The organism is Kitasatospora sp. NPDC058184, assembly GCF_042883725.1.
Taxonomy (GTDB): domain Bacteria; phylum Actinomycetota; class Actinomycetes; order Streptomycetales; family Streptomycetaceae; genus Kitasatospora.
Window position 1 is genome coordinate 54,819 of record NZ_JBHVVE010000018.1, and the last position, 22,306, is coordinate 77,124.

Genomic DNA, 22,306 nt, shown 5'->3' on the forward strand with positions numbered 1-22,306 from the left:
CCGAAGCCGGCGACCAGGACGCCGTCCAGCGGGAGCCCGGTCACGACCGCCCCCTGGCCGCCCCGGCCGCGGTCGTCGCGCCGCCGGTCGCCGCGCCACCGGCCGTCGCGTCGCCCGAGGGGGCGTCGCCGCGCAGGTGCGGGCGGGCCAGCAGGAGGTAGAGGCCGCCGGCCGCGAGCACGACCACCGCCGAGAGCAGCACCAGGTAGTTGTCGTACCAGGCGGCGTCCGGGGTGCGGCCCCAGCAGATGTTGACGATCGCGGCGACGCCGTAGACCAGCGCGCCGATGTTCACCGCCAGGCCCCAGCGGCCGAGCCGGAAGTCCCCGCTCGGGCGCCAGCCGCGCAGCCGGGCCCGCAGGGCGGCCAGCACCACCATCTGGAAGGCCAGGTAGATGCCGATGCTGGAGAAGGAGATGATCTTCGTGAGGGCGCCCTCGGAGAGCGCCGAGGCGCCCACGATGATCACGCCGGGCAGCGCCGCGGCGAGCAGCAGCGCGTACGGCGGCACCCGCAGCCGGCCCGAGACGGTGGCCAGCAGCCGGCTGCCCGCGATCATCCGGTCCCGGGCGAAGGAGTACGCGAGCCGGCTCGCCGCCGCCTGGAGGCTCAGCACGCAGGACAGGAAGGAGATCAACACCACGCCGATCACCACCCGGGCGCCGGCCGCGCCGAAGGCGTCGTGCAGCACCTTGGCCACCGGGTCCTTGTCGTCGCCGGAGACCACCGCGCCGATGTCCTGGATCGACATCACCAGGGCCAGGCTGACCCCGATCGCCGCCGCGCCGCCGACGTAGATGGTGCGCCGCATCGACTTGGGGATCTGTCGACCCGGGTCGGCCACCTCCTCGGCGACGTCGCCGCAGGCCTCGAAGCCGAAGAACAGGAAGACCGCGATCAGCCCGGCGGCCAGGAAGGCGTCGGCGTAGTTCCCGTCGCCGCCCGCGCCGAAGCGGTCGAAGACCACGCCGAGGCCGTGGTAGCGGTGCGTCAGCAGCAGCCAGGCGCCGACCGCCAGGGCGCCGAGCAGCTCGGCGGCGAAGCCGAACATGGCCGCCGCCGACAGGACCCGGGTGCCACCGAGGTTGATCACGGTGGCGAGCGCCAGCAGGCCGAGTGCGCACCAGACGGTCGTCGCGGTGCTCGGCTCGACGCCCAGGAGGGCGGCCACGTACGGACCGGCGCCGTAGGAGACGGCCGCGATGGTGGACATCAGCGCCAGCAGGTAGACCCAGCCGGTCAGCCAGCCCCAGGTGCGGCCCCAGAGCCGGCGCGCCCACGGGTACACCCCGCCGGCCACCGGGAACTGGGCGACCACCTCGCTGAACACCAGGGCCACCAGCAGCTGGCCGAGGCCCGCGATCAGGAAGCTCCAGACCATCGGCGGCCCGGCGGTCTGGAGCGAGGTGGCGAAGAGTGTGTACACGCCGACCACGGGGGAGAGATAGGTGAAGCCGAGCGAGAAGTTCGCCCAGAGGCTCATGTCGCGCTTGAACTCGGAGGTGTAGCCGAGGGCGGCCAGCCGTTCGGCGTCCGGGTCGGGGGAGTGGGCGGTGGCACGGGCACTGGCATCGGTCATGACCTGCTCCTGGGAACGTGTCGTGATGCGTCGTCAGGACGCGTCGTCGTGACGCGTCGTCGTGATGCGTCGTCGTGATGCGTGGGGGAGTGCTGCGGGGTGCTGTTCGGGCCGAGGCTGCGGGAAAACATACGAGGTTGAGTTTCTAGCGGCAAGGGTGCGCGCTCGACCGGGAGGTACCCTGCGGGAAACATCCGGTCGGACGGTGATCCGGCGACGGCGGTTCGGAGACGCTCATCCGGCGGCGGGTGACCCGGCGACGGGCGACCCGGCGACGGTGATCGAGGAGGGGGCGGTGTGACGACCATCGGCAGTGCGACCCCGCTGCTCAGCGCCGTCCTCGCGCCGCTCGCCGACCTCGGGCGCGCCGACGCGGTGGCCCGCCGGATCACCGAGGCGATCGCCCTCGGGCTGGTCGCGGACGGGGACCAACTGCCCAGCGAGAACGACCTCGCCGACCAGCTCGGCGTCGCCAACGGCACCGTCCGCGAGGCCCTCGCCCTGCTCCGCGAGGCCGGGCTGATCGAGACCCGGCGCGGCCGCAACGGCGGCAGCTTCGTCCGCACCCCCGCCGAGGGCTCCCAACACCTCCAGCTCGCCCGGCTGCGCGACCTCGCCACCGTCGACCTGCGCGACCTCGGCGACGAGGAGCTGGCCGTCTTCGGCACCGCCGCCCGGCTCGCCGCCGAACGCGCCCCGGCCGACCTCGGCCCGAGGCTCACCCGGCTGGTGCACGACCTGCGCGACGCCGCAGGGCCCGCCGAGCGGTGCCGCGCCGACGCCCGCTTCCACATCGAACTCGCCGTCGCCGCCCAGTCGGTGCGGCTCACCCAGCTCGCCGTCCGGCTCCAGGCCGAACTCGGCCCGCTGCTCTGGCTGCCCGCCCCGCACGGGCCGGACCAGGAGCGCTTCGCCGAGCAGCACCGGGAGATCCTGGTCGCGGTGCTGGCCGGCGACGCGGCCGGCGCCCGGGCCGCGGCCGAGGCGCACGCGGTGGCCTGCGTCCACCATCTGGTCCGGCGGCACCTGGAGTTGGCGGACGACGGCTGAGCCGGGGCCGTTGCTCCCGGAACCCGTTGTTCCCGGAGCCGCCCCTCGCCGGAAGTCCGTTGCCGGAAGCCCGTTGCCGCCGGAACCCTCCCTCGCCGCCGGAGCCGTCATGACCAGCGCGTCCAGCCCCGCCCTGCCCGTTGCCCGAGCACTCGGCGGGCCCGCCGCCGTCGAGCGCTGCGCCCGACGGGTCGCCGCCGCCGTCGACGCGGTGCTCGCCGAACTGGACGGCCTGCGGGCGGCCGCGGCCGACTGCTGGACCCGGGCGGCCGCCGAGGGGCGCCGGCCCGGGGCCGCCGAACTCGCCGCGGTGCGCGGGGCGGTGGGCGAACTGCTGGCGCGGCCCGGCTCGCGCTGGTTCGGCTGCGGAGCGGTCGTGGCACCCGGCGCGCTCGCCGACGCGGACCTGCACGCGGAGTGGTGGTACCGCGGCGCGCGCGGGGCCGGGGAGCGGCGGCTGCGGCTCGTGCTCGACCCGGCGGACGCCGAGTTCTACGACTACCGGGTGCTGCCCTGGTTCGCCCGGCCCCGGGACGAGGGGCGGGCCGTGGTGGCCGGGCCGCAGGTCGACCTGCTCTGTGCCGACCGGTACGTGCTGTGCTGCGCCCGGCCGGTGGTCGTCCCGGGCGCGGGCTTCGTCGGGGTGGCGGCCGGGGACGTCCCGCTGGCCGCGCTGGAACGGCTGCTGGTGCCGCCGCTGCGGGAGCTGGCCGGTGAGGCCGCGCTGCTCGACGGCGAGGGGCGGGTGCTGGCCGCCACCACCCCGGCCCTGCCGGTGGGTTCGCTGGCGCGCGGGCTGCTCGCGGACCCGGCGGCAGAGCGGGCCGGGGTGCCGTCGGCGGCGGTGGACTGGACGGTGGTGCGCGGCTGACGGTTGACCGGACGGTGCCGGCAAGCCGATATGACCTTCATTTGTGAAGGTATTAGCCGTTCCGCTTCCCGCGGCCGGGCGGCGTGCTGAAGCAGCAGTCCCCGCAGAGACCGGCGCCCGGGCCCAGCCGGTAGTAGAGGCAGCAGCTGTTCCGGCGGAACGCCGTACCGCGCGGCCCGGTGCGCAGGGTGCCCGACCCGGCCAGCGGCGGACGGTCCAGCAGCTCCGCCACCAACGCCCGTGCGGCGACCGGCGCATGGGCGTCCAGGATCCGCAGCGTCCCGGCCAGCGCGGAGGCGGCGTTGCCGAGCAGCAGGCGGCGGGAGAGCGGGGCGGCCGCCCGGACGGCCGTCGCCAGCGGCTCCAACTGGCCCAGCAGGACGGCCTCGTACAACTGGTCGGCGAGCGTCCCGGCGGCCTTCCCGGCGGTCGGCCCGGCGGATGGAACGGCGGGCGGCCGGACGGGATCCGGCGGGGTCCACAGGTCGAGCGGGCCCTGGTCCGGGATCCGCACCCAGGCGTGCTCCAGGGTCGGGACCGTCCCCAGCAGGACGGCCGAGCCCAGGCCCACCGACCAGAAGCGGGCGGCCAGCCCCAGGTGCAGGATCGAGGCGGCGACCCGGGGCTCGTCGGTGCCGAGCCGCCGCGCCACCACCCGCAGCCGCGCCGCCAACGGCGCGTCCGGCCCGGTGCCGTACAGCTCGGCCAGCGGCCGGAAGCCCTCGGGCGGACGGTTGGCCGGTGCGGTGTCCAGCGCGAAGTACGGCCCGACGGCGGCGAGTCGGGCGTAGTCCGGCGGCCGAAGGCCGGGTGCGGGGTTCAACGGCCGTCCCCTGTGCGGTCGTTGAACCCCGCACCCGCCCGCGGCGGGGTGGTCGGATGGTCGAGGGGCATCGGGGCCTCCAGGTCTGCGGGTGCTCGGGCGACCATGCGCGTCGCCCCGGTCGGACCCGAGCGGCCCGGGCAGGCCTGGTCGGCCGGGTGTCAGCCGCGCACGGAGAAGTCACCACTGGTCGTGCGGATGAACGGTACCGTGCCCTGGCAGTCCGAGACCGGCTGGCCGAACACGCCCCAGACCCAGCCCATCCGGTCCCCGCGCCGCCCGTTGTCCTCCACCGAGAGCGCGACCTTCTGACCGGTCAGCTCCAGGCCCGGGAACCACGGCGCCTCGCTCTTGGTGATCACCCCGGTGGCGATCGCCTCCCGGCCGCCGACGGCCAGGCAGGTGATGTCGCCCTCGAAGTCGGCGACCAGCCGGCCGTCGGTGTGCACGTGACGGACGTGGAAGTGGCCCGCGGTGCCGCGCGGATCGGTGTTGGTGGAAGTGCGGGCGTCCACCGAGATCTGCACCGGGTCGCCCTCGAAGCCCTGGAAGGCCGCGGTGAGGACGGTGTTGCCGGTGCCGCGCACGCTCACCGGTCCGAAGCCGCCCGCGGGGTCGGCCGGTTCCGCGGCGGACGCCTGTGCTGCGGACGCCTGTGCGGCGGGGACCGGTGCGACGGTGGTGGTCGGTGCGGCGACGGCGGCCGGTGCGGCGGTGGCGGCCGTCGCGGTCAGCAGGAGGAGCGAGACGGCGGCGGTGGCGAGGCGGCGGTTCATGGGGGTGGGTTCTCCTTCGGGCTCGGTCGTTCCGGTGCCACTCAGCATGCTTCCGCCCGGCCGCGCGGGCCTCCCGCTGCGGAGGGGAGTTGACGGTGGGTCGCTCCTCCCCGGGAAGGAACCGGCCTCCCCCGGGAGAGCTGCGCCCTAGGCTCGGTGGGTGCGCACCGAAGCCCGAACCAGCTCCGCCCGACCCAGCTCCGCCCGACCCCGCTCTGCCCGGATCCGCCGGCCGCTCGCCGCCGTCTCCGCGCTCGCCCTGCTGGCGCCCGTCCTGCTGGCGCAACCGGACGCCCGGGCAGCGGCCGCGCTGCTCGCCCTGACGGCGGCGTTCGCCGCGGTGGTGGCGCTGCTGCCCTGGCCCGCCGGGCGGATCACGCTCGGTGCGGCGGTCGGTGCGGTGGCCGGGGCCTCGCTGCTGGTCGACCTGGTCTACCCGGGGCCGTACCGGCTGCCCGCGTTCTGGCTGCCGTTCGAGTGGCTCGCCCTGCTCGGGCTGCTCTTCCGGGCCGTCCGCGGGCTGTCCGACCGCCGGGTCGGCCCGGTCGGCGGACTGCTCGGGCTCGCGGCGGTGCTGCTGCCGCTGCGGTTCTCCCTGCGGACGCCGCAGGGCGGTGCGGCCTGGTCGGTGGTCGGGGTGCTGCTCTCGCTGCTGCCGCTGCTCGGTGTCGCGGGGGCGGCCCTCTACCTGCGGGTCCTGGACGCCCGACGGGAGCGGGCGGTCGCCCGGGCCCGGCGCGAACAGCGGCTGGAGGTGGCCCGGGGGCTGCACGACTTCGTCGCCCACGAGATCACCGGCATCGTGCTGGAGGCCCAGGCCGGTCAACTCCCGGACCAGGAGCCGGAGGAGACCGCCGTACTGCTGCGGCGCCTGGAGGAGGCCGGGCTGCGGGCGCTGGACTCGATGGACGAGATGGTCGGCGCCCTGCGCGAGCCGGGCGGTGAGGGCGGCCGGGACGGCCGGTCCGATCCGCCGGACCGGGAGGAGCGGGCCGACGGGGCGACCACGCGCCGGCTGGGCCTGGCCGACCTCCCCGAACTGGTCACCCGCTTCGGCGCCACCGGCCGACCTGGTGGCACCGGCACCGCCGGTGCCCCGCGCGCCACCGCCGAGCTGGCGCCCGAGACCGCCGGCCGGCTCTCCGCCGAGGCCGAGGCGACCGCGTACGCCGTCGTCCTGGAGGCCCTCACCAACATCCGTCGGCACGCGCCGCAGGCCACCGAGGTCACCGTCCGGGTGGCCCCCGGCACGGACGGCGCGGTCGAGCTGACCGTCACCGACGACGGCGGCCCGTCCCGCAGGCCGCTGCTGCGCCGCCGCCCCGGCGCCGGCGGCACCGGCCTGGCCGGGCTCACCGCCCGGGCCGCCGCCCACGGGGGCTCGCTGACCGCCGGCCCGGGCACGCCCGCGGGCTGGCGGGTCAGCTGCTCCCTGCCGGGGCGCTGAGGCACGCGCCCTGCGGCGTCGGCCGGCGCCGCAGGGCTGCCCCCGCTTCCGGGTGCGTCGCGCTCAGTGGCCCCGGCCGCCGCCCCGGGTGCCGCGCGGGCGGGTCAGGGTGAAGCGGTCGACCGGGACGAGGTCCCCGTACGGCCCGCTGACGGAGTAGTAGGTGACGCCGATCGTGGTCTGCCCGTTGCGTCCGCCCGGGTCGACGTCGAAGGAGGCGAAGCCGTAGGGGTTGTCGGCGTCCCGGAAGGCGGACCAGGGGGCGTCCTCGATCACGTACACCGGCGGGCGCTTGCCGGTGGCCGGGTCGACGGCGCCGACGCCGGTGATCACCCGGGCCTTGGCGGGGCTGAAGAAGAGCTGGTTGGACGGGGCCGAGGTGCCGCCGCCGCCGATGACCATGTGGACGGTGCCCTTGGTGGTGTCGATGGTCTCGGTGCCGGTGGAGACCGGGATCGGCGTGCGGGTGTCGGTCGGCTGCTGGCCGCGGATCGGGTGCGAGCGCTCGTAGTGGTGCTCGTGGCCGCAGACCACCAGGTCCACGCCGTACTTGTCGAACAGCGGCACCCAGGCCTCGCGGACGCCGAGGTCGGCGCCGTTGAACTTGTCGGCGGTGGAGATCACCACCTGGTGCATGCAGACCACGATCCAGTCGATCCCCGGGTCCGCGTTGGCCGCGATCAACTCCCCTTCCAGCCAGCGCTGCTGGGCGCCGCCGGAGTAGCCGTGGACGTAGCTGCTGCCGCCGTCCTGGTAGGCCACGTCGTCGTTGTTGAGGCTGATCACCCGCACCGAGCCGGCCGTGAACGAGTACCACAGGCCGCGCGTCTCCGCGTCGGAGCGGGCGTCCGGCAGCTCGAAGTACGCCTGGTAGGCGCCGTAGCCGATCGGGCCGTTGCCCTTCTCGTTCTCGTGGTTGCCGGCCGCGGGCATCCAGGGGCGGTGGCGGGCCGAGCGGGTGTTGTTCTCGAACCAGTCGGACCAGGTGCGGACCCGGTCGGTGGCGATGTTCGCGTAGCAGAGGTCGCCGTTGAGCAGGTGGAACAGCGGGGCGATCCGCTCGACCCCGGCGGTGGTGTCGCCGGCGGCGGGGCTGCCGAGGTTGTCGTTCACGTAGCCGTTGGCGGTCTTCTTGCCGAGGGTCGGGGTGCCCTGGTCGCCGAAGCTGGTGAAGGTGAAGGCGGACCGGCCGCGCGGGGCGGTGCGGACGGTGCCGAGTTCGGGGGTGGTGCCGTCGTGGACGGCGGCGTAGACGTAGTCCGTGTCGGCGCGCAGGCCGGTCAGCCGGGCGTGGTGCGTCTGGACCTCGGTGCCGGACGCGGCGTCCCGGTAGGTGCGGGTCGCGGCCTGGACCGTCCGGCCGAAGCCGCCGTTCGAAGTCCCGTACACCACCCGGGGGTTGCCGACGGACCGGGTGGTGTGCCAGGAGACCACCACCTCGCGGGAGGCGTCCGAGCCGAACTGGAGGTGGAGGCCGGCCACCCGCGGCGCGCCGGAGCGGTCCGGCCGCTGCCAGAGCACCGGGGAGGCGGCGGCGGGGGCGGCCGAGACGCCGGAGAGGGACACGGCACCGCCGAGGCCGACGCCGGTCGCCCCGGCCAGGAGCCCACGCCTGCTGACGGGGAGACGTCCACTGGAATCGTTCATGGCGGCCAGCCCACCGGACGAAGGTGAACCGAGCCGGGTCCGCCGCGTGAACTTTCCCGTCCGTCACCCGTGCGTCACACTGCTGGGCGTGACGAGGACGAACGGCGGCGGCCCGCGGGTGATCCGCACCCTGATCGCGGACGACCAGGAGGCCGTACGGCGCGGTGTGCGGCGGATCCTGACGGCCCAGCCGGATATCGAGGTGGTGGGCGAGGCGGCGGACGGGCTCGCCGCACTGGAGCTGGCGGCCGAACTGCGGCCGGACGTCGCGCTGGTGGACATCCGGATGCCGCGGATGGACGGACTGGAGCTGACCCGGCGGCTGGCCGGGCCGGGGGTGGCGGAGCCGGTGCGGGTCGTGGTGCTGACCACCTTCGACCTGGACGAGTACGTGTACCCGGCCCTGCGGCACGGGGCGTCCGGCTTCCTGCTGAAGCGTTCCGGCCCGTCCCTGCTGGCCGAGGCGGTGCGGGCGGCGGCGGACGGGGAGAGCCTGATCAGCCCGTCGGTCACCGTCCGGCTGCTGCGGCACGTGACGGCTCCGCGCCGCCCGGAGCGGCGGCGGCCCGCGCTTGTGGTGCCGCTGACCGAGCGGGAGGTGGAGATCGCCGGGCACGTCGCGGCGGGCCGCACCAACGCGGACATCGCCGCGGAGCTGTTCATCTCGCCGGGGACGGTGAAGACCCACGTCGCCAGCATCCAGCGCAAGCTCGGGGTGGCGAACCGGGTCGGGATCGCGGTGCACGCCTGGGAGATGGGCTGGGCGGCGCAGGAGCGGTAGCGGCGGTGCCGCGGAGACGGGTGCGCGCCCACGGGGCCGAGGGGATGCTCCGTGGACGCGCGGAACCTACGAGGTGGGGGTGGCCTCCGGACGTGACGTCCTCCGGCCGGTAGTTCGATCGTCGACCGAGGTAGTCATCCAGCGTCGGACCCTGATCCGTCTCGATCCGTCGCCACTGCCTCCTGCGGTCGAACTCCTTCAGCTACCTCGCAGGTCCATCTCCCATCATGCGCCTCCTGCGGGCTGTGCACCAGGGGTGAACGGTATGAATCCAACCAATTTTCGCAACTCGGGCAATCCGGGGTGGATCGGCTTGCGGGGCTGCCGGGCGACGGGGCTGCCGGGCACTGGGGCTGCCGGGCGACGAGACCTCCGTCAGGAGCGCGGCCAGCCGTCCACGAAGGTCAGCATCCGCTGGTACGGCCCGTCGGGCCCGGTGCTGCGGTACTCCTCCGTGCTGCCGCCGGTCCGGACGGTGCGGTCCCCGTCGTGCCGCCGGGCGGTGGGGCGCAGGGTGTGGTCGACGGTGGAGCGCTCGGTGACGTGGCCGCCGGTCGCCGCGGTGGCCTCGCGGTGGTAGCCGAGCTCCATGGCGGTGGTCTGGTCGGTGTTCCCGGCCGCGTCGCGGCTCACCCGGTAGCTGACGTCCAGCGGTTCGCCCTCGTGCACGGTGGTGGTGCGGTGCGGGCCGCCACCCCAGGTCGCGGTGGTGCGGGTGAGGTCGGTGCCGTTGTGCAGCGTCACGTCGTTGCCGCCGTCGCGCAGCCGCTGGGCGGAGCGGAACGCGAGCTCGTCGCGGACCTCGGTGGTGATCCGGCCGTGCGAGGTCTGCACCCAGCCCCGGGCGAGGTCGTCGCGGGCGGCGGTGACCGTCCAGTCGCCGCTGCCGCCGCCGTGGTCGGCGAGGTCGGTGGCGACGGTGGCCTCCGGGGCGACCCGGTGGTCGGTGAGCTGTCCGGTGGTGCGGGCGGCGCCGTGGTCGGTCTCGGCGAAGAGGTTGACCTGGCCGGTCCAGACGTCGTTGCTCTGCGCCTCGGCGGTGTTCACGGTGACGCCCACGCTGTGCGGCCGGCCGTCCAGCAGCAGTCCGACGTACGGGGTGAGGTCGAGCCGGTAGGCGGGCAGGTCGAAGGCGAAGACGCCGGGCACGGGCCGCCAGAGCAATGGGTCCCAGCCGCCGGTGTAGATCACCGGGTACGGCCAGACCGCGCCGGCCACCCGGCCGTCCACGGTGAGCCGCAGTTCGCGGAACGGGCCCTTGCCGCAGATGCCGCTGCCGGGGTTGGCGGCGGCGAAGGCGTCCGGTGCGGAGGCGTAGGCGAACTCCTCGCAGGCGCCGCCGCCCCGGGCGTAGACCTCGGCGGTGAGGCGTTCGAGGTTCTGCGGGAAGACGAGGTCGCGCCCGGCGGCGGGGGCGGCCTGGGTGAGCCCGAACGGGCCGGTGGTGAGCAGCCGGTCGGCGGAGCGGGCGGCCGGCCAGTGCGCGTCCGAGGTGTAGAAGGTCAGCTTCGCGCTGATCGTGAAGACGCCGGTGTAGGTGGCGTCGGTGACGTTGGCGAGGTCGAAGGAGAACTCCTGCGGGCCGCCCGCGAAGAGCGGGGCGTAGCGGGTGACGTCGTGCTCGACGTTCCAGGCGATGCCGTCCTTGGACGGCTCCGGGGTGGAGGAGAGCAGCACCTGGACGCCGCCGACGCGGACGCTGAAGATCCGGTCGAACTGCCGCCCGGCGACCTGCCCGTGGAGGTCCATGACCACCGCGGACCAGGGGCCGGCGCAGTCGGCGGGCGGGGTGAGGGTGGCGTTGTACGGGGTGTCCGGCGGGTTGCCGTACCCGTTGCGGAACTCGCGCTCGTGCATCACCTCGACGGTGCAGGAGCGGGTGTCGGGGCGGGTGAGCGGCTTGGTGGCGGTGACCGGGTCGTGGTAGTCGGTGCCGAAGTCGGCGTGGGCCGGGGCGGCGGCGGTGAGGGTGCCGGCCAGGGTGAGGACGGCGGCGCCGATCAGACCGGCGGTGCGGCGGAGCAATGGGCGCAGGGCCAAGGCGGGTTCCCGGGGTCGGGCGGCCCGCGGGCGGGTGCCGCGGGCCGGTCGGATGATCCGGGAATCCTTCCGGGGGTGGCATGCCAGCGTCAAGGATTCGCGCCGACCGGATCCGGGCCGGCGGGTGGGTCGGGTCGGGCCGGACAGGGAGTGGGTCGGGTCGGGTCGCGCCGGTCAGGGAGTGGGTCGGGCCGGGCCGGTCACGGAGTGCGTCGGGTCAGCGGTCCTCCAACTCCGCGGCCTCCTGCCGGATCAGGTCCCGCAGCGAGGCCAGCCGGGGCCGCCGGTCGTCCGTCCGCCACTGCATCTCCAGCGGCAGCGCGGCCCGCCCCTCCAGTCGTACGGTGGCCACGTCCTCGGTGAGGTGGCCGGTCATCGAGCCGGGCACCAGCGAGAAGGCGCGGTTGCGGGCGAGCAGGTAGAGCCGGGAGCCGACGATCCGGGGCGGGCTGACCAGCACCGGCGGGTCCACGCCGTGCTCCGCGCAGAGGCCGAGCACGTGGTCGTAGTAGCGGGGGTGCTGCTCGCGCGGCCACAACAGCAGGGGCAGGTCGCGCAGTTCGGCCAGGCGCAGGCTGCTCCGGCGGGCCAGTGGGTGGTCCCGGCCGAGCGCGGCCAGCACCGGTTCGTCGGCGATCCGCTCCAGCCGGTAGCCGTCCACCTCGTCCAGGAAGCGGCCGAGCCCGATGTCGGCCAGCTCGGCGGCCAGGGTGGCGGAGACCTGCCCGGTGTCCACGGCCAGTTCGGCGGTGTCGAGCGCGGGCAGCTCCTGCTCGGCCCGGCTGACCACGGCGGGCAGCAGGCGGTTCACCACGCTCGGCGAGGCGACGATCCGGGCGGTGCCCAGCCGGGACTCCTCGTGCAGCCGCACCCGGGTCAGCAGCGTCTCGGCCTGCCGGAGCAGCAGAGTGCTCTCGGCGGCCATCACCTCGCCGGCCTCGGTGAGCGCGACCGAGCGGCGGCTGCGGTCGAACAGCTCGACGCCGACGGTCCGCTCCAGCCGGGCGACCTCCTGACTGACCGTCGGCTGCGAGATGTGCAGCCGCTCGGCGGCCCGCCCGAAGTGCAGCGTCTCGGCGACGGTCAGGAAGACCTGGAGCTGGCGCAAGGTGAAACCCATGGGTGGCAGGGTAGACGAACCAATAGGTGATGGCCTATCAGAAACCTCAGTACTCATTCTGGATTCCGATGTGAACCGTCCATACGCTGAGCAGCACGTTGCCCCACCGCAGCGGCAGCCTCACAGAGAGTTCGCATCATGACCGGACTTCTTCCCCCCGCCGCTCCCGCCGTCCAGGTCTCCGAGGAGGTCGCCCGGGCGCTCGCCGACGGCCGGCCGGTGGTCGCCCTGGAGTCGACCATCTTCACCCACGGCCTGCCGCGGCCGCGCAACCTGGCCGTCGCGCTGGAGGCGGAGCGGCAGCTGCGGGCGGCGGGCGTCGTGCCCGCCACGATCGGGGTGCACGCCGGGGTGCCCACGGTCGGGCTGAGCACCGGACAGATCACCGAACTGTCCGCCGCCGACGGCCTGGACAAGGTGAGCCTGCGCGACCTCCCGGTGGTCGCCGCGCTCGGCCGGCACGGCGGCACCACCGTCGCCGCCACCGCTTTCCTCGCCCACCGCGCCGGCATCCGGGTCTTCTCCACCGGCGGCCTCGGCGGCGTGCACTTCGGCGCCTCGGAGAGCTTCGACGAGTCGGCCGACCTGACCGCCCTGGCCGCCACCCCGGTCACCGTGGTCAGCGCGGGCGTGAAGTCCATCCTCGACATCCGGGCCACCCTGGAACGCTTCGAGACGTACAACATCCCGGTCATCGGCTACCGCACCCGCAGGTACCCCGGCTTCTACGTCACCGACTCCGGCCACGAGATCAACTTCAGCGTGGAGTCGCCCGAGCAGGCCGCCGGGGTGATCGAGGCCCGCGACCGGCTCGGCCTGCCGCAGGCCGTCCTGATCGCCAACCCGGTCGACCCGGCCAAGCAGCTGCCGCCGGAGGAACTGGACGGCATCCTGGCCCGCGCCTGGGCCGAGGCCGAGCGGCGGGGCGTCACCGGGAACGCCGCCACGCCGTTCCTGCTCGACTTCATCCAGCGGGACACCGGCGGGCGCAGCCTGGACGTCAACGTCGAGGTGTACCGGGGCAACGTCCGGCTCGGCGGGGAGATCGCGACGGCGCTGGCCGGTGGTGCCTCCGGTGCCTCCGGTGCTGCTGCGGCGGGTGCTGCGGCCTCGGCGGGCGCCGTCGAGACCGGGGCCTGAGCCGTGCTGGGGGTGCTCGGGGACCTCGTCGAGGACATCGTGGTCTGGGCCGACGGCCCGCTGCGGCACGGCACCGACTCCGGCGCCCGGGTCTTCCGGCGGCGCGGCGGCAGCGCGGCCAACGTCGCCTGCTTCGCCGCCGGGCAGTACCCGGCCCGCTTCCTCGGCTGCGTCGGCGAGGACGCGGTCGGGGACGGCGTCGTCGCCGAACTGACCGGCCACGGCGTCGACGTACGGGTCTCCCGGCGCGGCCGGACCGGCAGCGTCGTGGTGCTGATCGACCAGGGCGGCGAGCGGACCATGTTGCCCGACCGGGGCGCCGCCACGCTGCTGGAGCGGGTCCCGGACGCCTGGCTGGCCGGACTGACCCACCTGCACGTGCCGGCCTACTCCTTCGACGGCGAGCCGGTCGGCGGTACGGCGGTGGACGCGCTCGCCCGGGTCCGGCGGGCGGGCGGCACCACCTCGGTGGACGCCTCCTCGACCGGGATGCTGGAGCGCTTCGGCCGGGAGCGCTTCCTGGTCCTGCTGGCCGGGCTGGCGCCGACCTTCGTGTTCGCCAACCGCTCCGAGTCGGCGTTCCTCGGACTGCTGGTCGGCGGCCTGCCGGGGCCGGAGCGGGCCCGGCTGGCGGCCACCACGGTGGTCACCAAGGCGGGCGCCGAGGCGACCGCCGTCGACGTCCCGGGCGAGCCGCTGGTCATGGTGCCGGTGCCGCCGGTGGCGGAGGTGCGCGACCTCACCGGGGCCGGGGACGCCTTCGCGGCGGGGTTCCTGGCCGGCTTCCTGGACACCGGGGACCTCGGGCGCGCGGCCGGCCTCGGGCACCGCAGCGCGGCCCGGGTGCTGGCCTCGCCCGGGGCCTCCTTCGGCGGGGAGTGACGGTTCGGCGGGTGCCCTTCGGCGGGCCCGTCGGCGGCGGGTCTGCCCGGGGCTACCTGGGCACCGCGTCCTTGCGGAGGAAGTGCTTCAGCTTCTGCCAGGTCCAGGTGTTGACCACGTCCTCGGCGGCGAGCCAGCCGCGCTGCGCCGTGCCGATGCCGTAGCGCGGGTAGCCGAGCTGGCCGGTGGCGTGCGCGTCGCTGTCGATCGCGAACCGCACGCCGTGCCGCCTCGCCCGCAGGACGTCCTCGTCGCGCAGGTCGAGCCGCTGCGGGGAGCTGTTGATCTCGATCGCGGTGCCGGTGCGCGCGGCGGCCTCGAACACGGCGTCCAGGTCGACGTCGATCGGTCCGCGCCGGCCGATCCGGCGGGTGGTGAGGTGTCCGATGACGTGCACGTACGGGTTCTCGCAGGCGCGGATCAGCCGACGGGTCTGGGCGGCCCGGTCCAGGGCGAAGTGCGAGTGCACGGAGGCCACGCAGACGTCGAAGCCGGCCAGGAACTCCGGTGGCCAGTCCACCCCGCCGTCCGGGCCGATGTTCAGCTCGGTGCCGTGCAGCAGGCGCAACTTCTTGTGCCGGTCGGCGAGTTGCCGCAGCTGCTCGCGCTGGGCGAGCATCTTCTCGTCCGTCATCCGCTGCATCACCAGGTCCGGGGCGTGGTCGGTGACGGCGAAGTAGGAGTAGCCGCGGGCGGCGGCGGTGTCGACCATCTCCTCCAGGGTGGCGAGCCCGTCGGTCAGGTCGGTGTGGGTGTGCAGGTCGCCGCGCAGGTCGGACTCCTGGACCAGGTCCGGGAGTCCGCCCTCCAGCGCGGCCTCGATCTCGCCCCGGTCCTCGCGCAGCGGCGGCGGGATCCACGGCAGGCCGAGCGCCGCGTACACCTCCTCCTCGGTCTCCGAGACCACCTTGGCGCCGCCGTCCACCTCGAACAGCCCGTACTCGGAGAGCTTCAGCCCGGCCCGGACGGCCATCGTGCGCAGCCGGATGTTGTGCGCCTTCGAGCCGGTGAAGTAGACCAGCGCAGCTCCCCAGTCCTCCTCCGGGAGGACCCGCAGGTCCACCTGTACGCCCTGGGTGGTACGGACCGAGGTCTTGGTGCCGCCGCTGCCGATCACCTCGGCGACGTAGGGGAGTTCGGTGAGCGCGGCCATCAGCGGGGCGGAGTCCGCCGCGGTCGCGAGCACGTCGATGTCGCCCACCGTCTCGCGCATCCGGCGCAGCGAGCCCGCGTACGCGCAGCGGGTGCAGCCGGGGACGGCGGAGAGCGCGCCGACCAGCTGCTCGGCCAGCTCGGTGGCGGTGTCCAGCAGGGTGCGGCCGCCGGACTGCCGCATCAGCTCGATGCCGTGCAGGATCCGCTCGCCGCTGCGCTCGCCGAAGCCGGGCAGGTCGGCGAGCCGCTCGGCCCGGGCGGCCGCGGCGAGTTCGTCCACCGAGGCGATCCCGAGGTCGCGGTAGAGGGCCAGGGCGCGCTTGGGCCCGACCCCGGGGACGGCCGTCATCTCCCGTACGCCGGACGGGACCTCGGCGCGCAGCGCCTCCAGGGCGGGGATGGTCCCGGTGGCGAGGTACCCGGCGATCTTCTCGGCGGTGGACCTGCCGACGCCGGGGATCTGCTGCAGGCCCTTGACGTCCAGGCCGGCCAGGTCCTCGGGGTGGCCGCCGACCGCGCGGGCGGCCTTCTCGTAGGCGCGGGCCCGGAAGGCGTCCCCGCCGGTGATGTTGATCAGGTCGGCGTACTCCTGGAGCAGCTCCCTGACCTGGTCGTTGAGCCGGGGCATGGGGCAAGTCTAGGGTCGGTGGGGCGGGGGCGCCGGGTGTACTTCCTCGTCTACTCCGTCAGTCGTACGCGACGGTCAGCAGCAGGACCATGGTCAGCCCGCCGCCGGGGGTCGGTTCCACCGCGAGCCGGCCGCCCGCGGCCACCACCAGGCGGTGCAGGGCGGGCCCGACCGGGCCGTCCGCCCGCACGCCCGCGATCAGCCGCTCGCGCGCCTCGGGCGGCTCGTAGGCGCCCCGGTCGGAGACCCGGACCTCCACCCGGGCGCGGGTCGCCGCCGTCCGTCCGGGCGCCCGCAGCGCGGACGCGCCGCCCGCCACGTCGGCCCGGACCAGCACCCGGCCGCCCAGCGGGCTGCGCCGGATCGCGTGGTCGACCAGCCCGGCGAGGACGGCCTCCAGCCGGCGGGCGTCCCCGGCCACCACCGGGAGCCCGGGGGCCACCCGGACCGTGACGGCCGCCGCCCGGCCGCCGCCGCGCACCACCCGGCGGACCACGTCGGCCACCTGGACGTGCCGGGCCATCGGTTCGCAGCCGGCCTGCCGGCCGGTCCACCGCAGCCGCTCCAGCTCGGTGCGGTCGAGCGCCCTGGGCGCGGCCATCGCGCCGGGCGAGTACGGGCCGGGGCCCTCCTCGGCCCCGGCCGGCGCCGCCGCGCCCACGCGTCCGGACCCGCCCCGGCGCCCGGTGCCGACCGCGCCGACGGTGCCGCCGAGCGCGCCGAGCGCCTTGGCTCCCGTCGCGACGTAGCCCCAGAGCCTCCCGCGTGCCATCGCCCTGCCCCTCGTGCTCCCCGGCGGCCGTCATCGAATCCGCGGCCGACCGGGGTGGGCCGGCTTCCGGGCCCTTCCTGCCAGCGTGCGCCTCGGCCGCCCGGGTGACAATCCCGCTCCGGGTCGCGGTCCGCTCCGGGGCCCCCGCCGAGCGGCCGGCCGGGCACCCGCCGACCGGCGGGGCCCGGAGGCGTGGCCTACTGCGGATCGAGTAACCGCAAGGACTTCTTCGCAAAAGATCTTTCGCAAAAAACCCTTTGCAAAGAACTCTTTGGGGTTCTAGTCTCCTGCCATGACCGAAGAACGCGGCTGGAAGCACAGCGACGACCCGCACATCGCCATCACCGCCAAGAACATGCGGGCGATGGCGCACCCCGTGCGGATGCAGTTGGTCGGGCTCCTGCGCAAGCACGGCCCGTCCACGGCGACGAGGCTCGCCGAGCAGCTGGGGCTCAACTCCGGAGCCACCAGCTACCACCTGCGCCAGCTCGCCGCCGCGGGCTTCGTCGAGGAGGACGAGGAGCGCGGCAACGCCCGCGAGCGGTGGTGGCGTTCGGCCCACCCGCTCACCGTCTGGACGGTGGACGACATGGCGGACGACGAGCTCGACACGGCCGCCGGCTTCCTGCGGTCCGTCCTGGCCGCGCACACCCTGACGGCCCAGCGCACGCTGGACGCCTTCGAGACCATGCCGCGCGAGTGGCGCCGGGTGACGGACCTCAGCGACCGGGTCCTGCAGCTCACGCCCGCCGAGGCCGAGCGGTTGTCCGGCGAACTGTTCGAGGTGGTCCGGCGCTACCGGCAGATCGACCACGGCGGGCCCGCGCCGGAGGGCACCGAGCAGGTGGCCGTCGTCGTCCACCTCCTGCCGGACGCGACCGCCACCGCCACCGCAAGCGAGGGGGAGACCGCATGACCACCGGCACCGCCGCCACCGCTGCTACCGCCACCGACGCGCCGGGGCGCAGCTTCCGCCCGCTGGCCGGGGTGCTGACGGCCATGGCCGTCTCCGTGACGGGCACGCGCGTCTCGGCCATCGCCCTGCCCTGGTTCGTCCTGGCCACCACCGGCAGCGCCACCATGACGGGCCTCGTCGCGTTCGCCGAGATGGCGCCGTACGTGGCGGTCAAGGCGCTGACGGGCCCGTTAGTCGACCGGCTCGGGCCGCGCGTGGTGTCCTGGACGACGGACGCGGTCAGCGCCGTCGCGGCCGGGCTGGTCCCGCTGCTGCACGCGCAGGGGCTGCTCCCGTTCTGGGTGCTGCTGGTGATGGTCGCGGTGATCGGGGCGATGCGCGGCCCGGGGGACTTGGCCAAGTCCGTCATGGTCCCGGAGGCGGCCGACCACGCCCGGGTGCCGATGGAGCGCGCCACCGGGCTGTCGGGCGTCACCGAGCGGCTGGCCTCCACCATCGGGCCGGCGGTCGGCGGCGGGCTGGTCGCCCTGATGGGCCCGCTGGCCGGGCTGGCGATCAACGCGGTCACCTTCGCGCTCGGGTCGCTGATCATCGCGGTCGCGCTCCCGCGCGGGATGGGGCGCCCGGCGGTGCCCGCCACGGCCGCGGATCAGGCCGTTGCCGCGTCCGCCGATCCGGCCGTTGACGCGTCCGGGGAGGAGCAGCCCGCGGGCTACTGGCGGATGTTCCGCGAGGGCTTCACCTTCCTGCGCTCGGAGCCGCTGCTGCTCACCGTGATCGTGATGATCGGCATCACCAACCTGATCGATGCCGGGTTCATCACCGTCCTCGTCCCGGTCTGGGCGCGGGAGTCCGGCAACGGACCGGCCGCCATCGGCCTGCTGGCCGCCTCCATGGGTGCCACCGCGGTCGTCGGCAGCCTGATAGCGGCGGCCGTCGCCTCCCGGCTGCCCCGTCGGACGGTCTTCTTCACCGGCTTCCTGCTGTGCGGCGCACCGCGCTTCCTGGTGCTCGCCCTCGGCGCGCCGATGTGGCTGGTAATCACGGTCTTCGCGATCGGTGGCTTCGGCTCCGGCTTCCTCAACCCGATCCTCGGCGCGGTGCTCTTCGAGCGGGTGCCCCGCCACCTGCTGGGCCGCGTCCATGCCCTTGGCGACTCCCTCGCCTGGGCCGGCATCCCGCTCGGCGGCCTGGTCGCCGGTGCGGCGGTCGCCACGGTCGGCCTCATACCCAGCCTGATCGCGGCCGGCGCCCTGTACTTCGCGACCACCACGCTGGCCGGGCTGCGCCCCGAGTGGCGGGAGATGGACCGCCTCCGTGGCGGCTCGGGCCGAGCGGACAGCGTGGCCGGCGCGAGCGGTGTGGTCGGCACGGGCGACGCGGCCGACGCGGCCGTCGAGCCGGAACCGGCGCGCAGCGCGTAAGCCGCCCCCCGGGCGTGGCTAGCGGGCCCGATCGGTGACCGGGCCGGGCTCATCCGCCGGGCGGTGCCCCGCCCAGTGGAGCAGCAACAGGCTGGCCAGGGCGGCGAGGGCGCACCAGGTGGAGACGAAGGCGAGGTGCCAGAGCAGGGCGCAGACGACGGCGCCCGCACCGGTGACGAGACCGAGACGGCGGAGCAGCCGGTCGCCGCTCACCAGGAGGGAGCCGACGGTGGCGAGGAGGTAACCGGCCAGCAGGAGGGCCGGGTACGGGATGCCGACCGCGTAGCCGAGGGTGTGGCCGTGCACGGCGGCCGTCACCGGATGGGAGCCGACGGCCACGGCCAGCGGGACGGCGACCGCCGCGCCGAGCAGGGTGAGCGCGGCGAGCACCCGTCGGCGCGGTCCGACGGCGGCGCACCACACGGCGGCCGGGACCAGGACGGGCAGCAGCGGCAGGGCGACCACCGCCCAGGCGGTGCGGGCCGCTCCGGCGAGGCCGTCCGGCAGCCCGCCGTCCGTACCGAGCCAGACCAGCGCCTCGATCAGCTGGTGCACGCCCAGCACCAGGGGGAGCGCGGCGAGCGGCAAACGCTCGGGCCGGCCGACCCGACGGGCACGGACCACACACGCCACGCCCGTGACCGCGACCAGCCCACCGGCCACGGCGTCCGCCTGCGCGTTCCAGCACATCGCGGCCTAGCCGGTGCTCCCGGGGCGGTCGTCCCTCTCGGGCCCCTGCTCCGCTCCGTCCCCGGCCTTGTCCTCCGGTTCGTCCCCGGGTTCTTCCCCGGCTTCTTCCCCGGGTTCGTCCTCCGGTGGTGCCCCGATGCTCTCCAGGGTGTCGCGTGCGGTCCCGGGCATCGCCGGATGGCGGCCGATCACGATCACCCCGATCACGATCGCCAACAGCCCGACCGACTGCCACGCCAACGCCCCCGGGGTCACCCGCAACCGGTCACCGAGGAAACCCACCGCGCAGGCGATCCCGGCCAGCGGCTGGGCGGCGGTCAGCGCCGGCAGGGACATCCGCAGCGGCGCGGCCTCGAAGGCGCTCTGCACCAGCAGCAGCCCGACCACCCCCGCCACCACCACCGCGTACGGCTGCCAGCTGCGCAGCACCGCGGCCAGGCCCTCGTGGTCGAGGCGCTGGGTGGTGGTCCGGGTCAGCGCGTCCTGGAGGCCGTAGAGCAGCCCGGCGGCGAGCGCCAGCAGGGTTGCCTCCTCGAACAGCGGCAGCCGACGGGCCAGCGAGACCAGCAGCACCACCAGCCCGACCACGGTGCCCACCACCAGCCAGTGCCGCAGCTCCCCGGCGGGCGGCCCCCCGCCGGTCGGCCGCCCGGCCACGATGAAGGCCGTCACCCCGAGGGCCAGCAGCGCCACCCCGGCCCAGCCGGAACGGCCCAGGGTCTGACGGGTCAGCACCCGGGCCAGGGCCATCGCGAAGATCAGATTGGTGGCCAGCAGCGGCTCGACCAGCGACACCTCGCCCTGGTTGAGCGCGAACGCCGAGAGGATCAGCCCGCTGACCATGAACCCGGTGCCGAGCAGCCACTGCGGCATCCGCATCAGGTCCAGCAGCAGCCGCCAGCGCAGCAGATCGGAGCGCGGGGCTTGCTGAGCCGCGTGCTGCTGGAGGACGAAGCCGAGCCCCAGACAGCAGGCCGCGCTGAGAGCGAGGAGGAAGACCGCCACGGAGGGACCACCAGGTTGTCGCTGCCCGCGCCGCGCCGACGAGTCCGAGAGGTGGGTCGGGCGTCGCGGCCGCTCCCGTCAGCCTACCGCCGGGCCGGTGCCCGGGCCGATCGCACGACACGCCCGCGGCGGGGCGGGCCACCAGGCCCTCCGGCAGCGCTTGCCGCCATCGGCAGGGCAGGCGCACGCTGGTGTGAGCGGCCGCCACGGGCCACCGTCCGTGCCGGTCCGGACAGGCGCGACGGGGGCCGCCGCCAGGAGGTGTGGCATGCACAACCAGTGGGACGTGGAGCTGAGGTTCGAGGAAGACGGCGTGCACACGGCGTGTGACGCCAGGCTGACCGGCGCCAGGGCGCCCGGCCTGAGCGCGCACGGCGAGTCCGTGAAGAGCGCGGACGACCGTCCGCTCGCCAGGATCGGCGAGGAGGTCGCGGCCTCCCGCGCCCTGGAGGAACTGTCCCGCAAGCTGCGGGCCCAGGCGACCGGGGAGATCGACGACGAAGGGCACCGCCCGGGCTACCTGATCTACTGAGCCCACCGGCCGCCCCGCCCCTCCCGGTCCGCAGCGGCTCCGGGCAGCCCGGCGGCCGCGCGCTCGACGTGGACGGCGCCCACGGAGGCGCGTTCCAGCGAAGGTACGCCATGGCCTCGGAGGGAGGAGGGCCATCACCGGACCGGCCTGTCCGGTCGTCGGCCCTACCGGCGCCACCACGGGGCGCGGAGGACGTCGTCCGGGTCGGCGGCGCAGTTGGTGCCGCTGACCACCTCGTGGGCGGGAACGTCCCAGCCGACGACGCCCGGAGCCTGACGGTCCAGCTCGACCAGCCGGGCGCGCTGCGGGCCGGTGCCGGTGTCGACGTCGCACATCAGCACGCTCGTCCAGGACCGGCCGTCGAGGGCGGCGACGACCGAGAGCACCGGAAGCACCACCAGGGAGAGCAGCAGCGCCGCGACCCGGACCGCCTCGACGGCCCGGGGCCCGAAGGCCACGGCGGTCCGGCCGGTGCGCCGGCCGGTGTCGGCCGAGCGCGCGCCCGTCCGGTACTCGGCCACCACGCCGAGCCGCAACAGGTAGCCCAGGACGCCCGCCGCCACACCCCACCACAGCCCGTTGAACGCCCCGACCACCACCCCGAGCGCCCCCGGCAGGATCGCCGCCCGGGCCGCCGTCTCCGCCAGGGCCCGCCCCTGGCGCCGGGCGGCCCCGCCGTGAGCGGCCCGGTAGGCGTAGCCGATGTAGGAGAGCACCGCGGCCAGCACGACCGCCAGCACCGGCTCGGCGAAGAACATCCCGATGACGACGTCCACCCAGTTCGCCGGTCCCATCGCCAGCAGCGCGTCCCGGGCCGCGTCCCCACCCCCGAGCGTCCACGCCAGCTTCAGCACCGGAATGGCGAACACCACCGCCGGCGCCATCACATGAGCCGCACTCACCTGCGCCGCGCCGCCGCCCCGCGTCCCTTCGGTCATCCGGCAACGCTACGCACGCCCCCCGCACCCCCACACCTCCGACACCCACCCCTGCACCTCGTGGCCTAACCCTCCACCGACGGCGCCGGC

20 protein-coding genes are annotated in these 22,306 nt (G+C 75.3%); 9 read left to right on the forward strand and 11 right to left on the reverse strand.

Annotated features, from left to right (window positions below; genetic code table 11):
• Positions 1 to 40: 40 nt before the first annotated feature.
• Positions 41 to 1,579, reverse strand: coding sequence for an APC family permease (locus ACFVXH_RS29395; RefSeq protein ID WP_380775521.1), 1,539 nt, complete (start codon positions 1,577 to 1,579; stop codon positions 41 to 43).
• A 297-nt stretch (positions 1,580 to 1,876) separates the two neighbouring features.
• Between ACFVXH_RS29395 and ACFVXH_RS29400 the strand changes: the two genes are divergently transcribed.
• Complete coding sequence (locus ACFVXH_RS29400; protein WP_234348498.1) at positions 1,877 to 2,629, forward strand: FadR/GntR family transcriptional regulator; 753 nt, start codon at positions 1,877 to 1,879, stop codon at positions 2,627 to 2,629.
• Positions 2,630 to 2,738: 109 nt separating this feature from the next.
• Positions 2,739 to 3,500 carry a cache domain-containing protein gene (locus ACFVXH_RS29405; protein ID WP_387828744.1) on the forward strand — a complete coding sequence of 254 codons (762 nt, stop codon included), beginning with the start codon at positions 2,739 to 2,741 and terminating at the stop codon, positions 3,498 to 3,500.
• A gap of 52 nt (positions 3,501 to 3,552) precedes the next feature.
• On the opposite strand, the gene ACFVXH_RS29410 is transcribed toward ACFVXH_RS29405, so the two are convergent.
• Complete coding sequence (locus ACFVXH_RS29410; protein ID WP_387828746.1) at positions 3,553 to 4,323, reverse strand: (2Fe-2S)-binding protein; 771 nt, start codon at positions 4,321 to 4,323, stop codon at positions 3,553 to 3,555.
• Positions 4,324 to 4,484: 161 nt separating this feature from the next.
• Entirely contained in the window at positions 4,485 to 5,099 is a 615-nt protein-coding gene (locus ACFVXH_RS29415; protein ID WP_049659853.1) for a hypothetical protein, read from the reverse strand.
• A gap of 160 nt (positions 5,100 to 5,259) precedes the next feature.
• Between ACFVXH_RS29415 and ACFVXH_RS29420 the strand changes: the two genes are divergently transcribed.
• Positions 5,260 to 6,546, forward strand: coding sequence for a sensor histidine kinase (locus tag ACFVXH_RS29420; RefSeq protein ID WP_387828748.1), 1,287 nt, complete (start codon positions 5,260 to 5,262; stop codon positions 6,544 to 6,546).
• A gap of 63 nt (positions 6,547 to 6,609) precedes the next feature.
• On the opposite strand, the gene ACFVXH_RS29425 is transcribed toward ACFVXH_RS29420, so the two are convergent.
• Complete coding sequence (locus ACFVXH_RS29425) at positions 6,610 to 8,193, reverse strand: purple acid phosphatase family protein (RefSeq protein WP_387828750.1); 1,584 nt, start codon at positions 8,191 to 8,193, stop codon at positions 6,610 to 6,612.
• Between the two features lie 88 nt (positions 8,194 to 8,281).
• Here ACFVXH_RS29425 and ACFVXH_RS29430 point away from each other — a divergent pair, with 88 nt between their 5' ends.
• A complete protein-coding gene (locus ACFVXH_RS29430) occupies positions 8,282 to 8,974 on the forward strand; it encodes a response regulator (protein WP_387828752.1) in 693 nt (230 codons plus the stop codon).
• A 375-nt stretch (positions 8,975 to 9,349) separates the two neighbouring features.
• Here the strand turns inward: ACFVXH_RS29430 and ACFVXH_RS29435 are convergent, their stop codons facing one another.
• Together ACFVXH_RS29435 and ACFVXH_RS29440 are read right to left on the reverse strand one after the other, a co-directional pair.
• Positions 9,350 to 11,014, reverse strand: a complete 1,665-nt coding sequence (locus ACFVXH_RS29435; protein ID WP_387828754.1) for a peptide-N4-asparagine amidase — start codon at positions 11,012 to 11,014, stop codon at positions 9,350 to 9,352.
• Positions 11,015 to 11,231: 217 nt separating this feature from the next.
• Positions 11,232 to 12,134 (reverse strand): LysR family transcriptional regulator, encoded by a 903-nt coding sequence (locus tag ACFVXH_RS29440; RefSeq protein WP_387828756.1) that lies wholly within the window; start codon positions 12,132 to 12,134, stop codon positions 11,232 to 11,234.
• Positions 12,135 to 12,272: 138 nt separating this feature from the next.
• On the opposite strand from ACFVXH_RS29440, the gene ACFVXH_RS29445 reads away from it, so the two are divergent.
• The gene (locus ACFVXH_RS29445; RefSeq protein WP_387828758.1) at positions 12,273 to 13,274 is read left to right on the forward strand and encodes a pseudouridine-5'-phosphate glycosidase; all 1,002 of its coding nucleotides are present in this window, start codon (positions 12,273 to 12,275) and stop codon (positions 13,272 to 13,274) included.
• Between the two features lie 3 nt (positions 13,275 to 13,277).
• Complete coding sequence (locus ACFVXH_RS29450) at positions 13,278 to 14,156, forward strand: carbohydrate kinase family protein (protein WP_375875393.1); 879 nt, start codon at positions 13,278 to 13,280, stop codon at positions 14,154 to 14,156.
• A 52-nt stretch (positions 14,157 to 14,208) separates the two neighbouring features.
• On the opposite strand, the gene polX is transcribed toward ACFVXH_RS29450, so the two are convergent.
• The gene (gene polX / locus ACFVXH_RS29455; protein ID WP_387828760.1) at positions 14,209 to 15,939 is read right to left on the reverse strand and encodes a DNA polymerase/3'-5' exonuclease PolX; all 1,731 of its coding nucleotides are present in this window, start codon (positions 15,937 to 15,939) and stop codon (positions 14,209 to 14,211) included.
• Positions 15,940 to 15,997: 58 nt separating this feature from the next.
• Positions 15,998 to 16,711: a sensor histidine kinase KdpD gene (locus ACFVXH_RS29460; RefSeq protein ID WP_117492352.1), complete on the reverse strand. Its 714-nt coding sequence runs from the start codon at positions 16,709 to 16,711 to the stop codon at positions 15,998 to 16,000.
• Positions 16,712 to 17,003: 292 nt separating this feature from the next.
• On the opposite strand from ACFVXH_RS29460, the gene ACFVXH_RS29465 reads away from it, so the two are divergent.
• Both ACFVXH_RS29465 and ACFVXH_RS29470 read left to right on the forward strand, forming a co-directional pair.
• Positions 17,004 to 17,627: an ArsR/SmtB family transcription factor gene (locus ACFVXH_RS29465; RefSeq protein ID WP_380775549.1), complete on the forward strand. Its 624-nt coding sequence runs from the start codon at positions 17,004 to 17,006 to the stop codon at positions 17,625 to 17,627.
• Positions 17,624 to 19,051: an MFS transporter gene (locus ACFVXH_RS29470; protein ID WP_387828763.1), complete on the forward strand. Its 1,428-nt coding sequence runs from the start codon at positions 17,624 to 17,626 to the stop codon at positions 19,049 to 19,051. The genes ACFVXH_RS29465 and ACFVXH_RS29470 overlap by 4 nt, the downstream gene beginning before the upstream one ends.
• Positions 19,052 to 19,069: 18 nt before the next feature.
• Here ACFVXH_RS29470 and ACFVXH_RS29475 read toward each other — a convergent pair whose 3' ends face one another.
• Together ACFVXH_RS29475 and ACFVXH_RS29480 are read right to left on the reverse strand one after the other, a co-directional pair.
• Complete coding sequence (locus ACFVXH_RS29475) at positions 19,070 to 19,741, reverse strand: DUF6629 family protein (protein ID WP_387828765.1); 672 nt, start codon at positions 19,739 to 19,741, stop codon at positions 19,070 to 19,072.
• A gap of 6 nt (positions 19,742 to 19,747) precedes the next feature.
• Positions 19,748 to 20,746, reverse strand: coding sequence for a DMT family transporter (locus tag ACFVXH_RS29480; RefSeq protein ID WP_387828767.1), 999 nt, complete (start codon positions 20,744 to 20,746; stop codon positions 19,748 to 19,750).
• A 268-nt stretch (positions 20,747 to 21,014) separates the two neighbouring features.
• Between ACFVXH_RS29480 and ACFVXH_RS29485 the strand changes: the two genes are divergently transcribed.
• Positions 21,015 to 21,278 (forward strand): dsRBD fold-containing protein, encoded by a 264-nt coding sequence (locus tag ACFVXH_RS29485; RefSeq protein WP_049655929.1) that lies wholly within the window; start codon positions 21,015 to 21,017, stop codon positions 21,276 to 21,278.
• Positions 21,279 to 21,442: 164 nt separating this feature from the next.
• Here the strand turns inward: ACFVXH_RS29485 and ACFVXH_RS29490 are convergent, their stop codons facing one another.
• Positions 21,443 to 22,216: a hypothetical protein gene (locus ACFVXH_RS29490; protein ID WP_387828769.1), complete on the reverse strand. Its 774-nt coding sequence runs from the start codon at positions 22,214 to 22,216 to the stop codon at positions 21,443 to 21,445.
• Between the last annotated feature and the right edge of the window lie 90 nt (positions 22,217 to 22,306).

Coding starts and splice junctions, on each gene's coding strand:
- polX (WP_387828760.1), bottom strand. CDS start 15,939: ATGCCCCGGCTCAACGACCAGGTCAGGGAGCTGCTCCAGGAGTACGCC.
- ACFVXH_RS29470 (WP_387828763.1), top strand. CDS start 17,624: ATGACCACCGGCACCGCCGCCACCGCTGCTACCGCCACCGACGCGCCG.
- ACFVXH_RS29485 (WP_049655929.1), top strand. CDS start 21,015: ATGCACAACCAGTGGGACGTGGAGCTGAGGTTCGAGGAAGACGGCGTG.
- ACFVXH_RS29425 (WP_387828750.1), bottom strand. CDS start 8,193: ATGAACGATTCCAGTGGACGTCTCCCCGTCAGCAGGCGTGGGCTCCTG.
- ACFVXH_RS29490 (WP_387828769.1), bottom strand. CDS start 22,216: ATGACCGAAGGGACGCGGGGCGGCGGCGCGGCGCAGGTGAGTGCGGCT.
- ACFVXH_RS29415 (WP_049659853.1), bottom strand. CDS start 5,099: ATGAACCGCCGCCTCGCCACCGCCGCCGTCTCGCTCCTCCTGCTGACC.
- ACFVXH_RS29405 (WP_387828744.1), top strand. CDS start 2,739: ATGACCAGCGCGTCCAGCCCCGCCCTGCCCGTTGCCCGAGCACTCGGC.
- ACFVXH_RS29445 (WP_387828758.1), top strand. CDS start 12,273: ATGACCGGACTTCTTCCCCCCGCCGCTCCCGCCGTCCAGGTCTCCGAG.
- ACFVXH_RS29395 (WP_380775521.1), bottom strand. CDS start 1,579: ATGACCGATGCCAGTGCCCGTGCCACCGCCCACTCCCCCGACCCGGAC.
- ACFVXH_RS29440 (WP_387828756.1), bottom strand. CDS start 12,134: ATGGGTTTCACCTTGCGCCAGCTCCAGGTCTTCCTGACCGTCGCCGAG.
- ACFVXH_RS29465 (WP_380775549.1), top strand. CDS start 17,004: ATGACCGAAGAACGCGGCTGGAAGCACAGCGACGACCCGCACATCGCC.
- ACFVXH_RS29460 (WP_117492352.1), bottom strand. CDS start 16,711: ATGGCACGCGGGAGGCTCTGGGGCTACGTCGCGACGGGAGCCAAGGCG.
- ACFVXH_RS29475 (WP_387828765.1), bottom strand. CDS start 19,741: ATGTGCTGGAACGCGCAGGCGGACGCCGTGGCCGGTGGGCTGGTCGCG.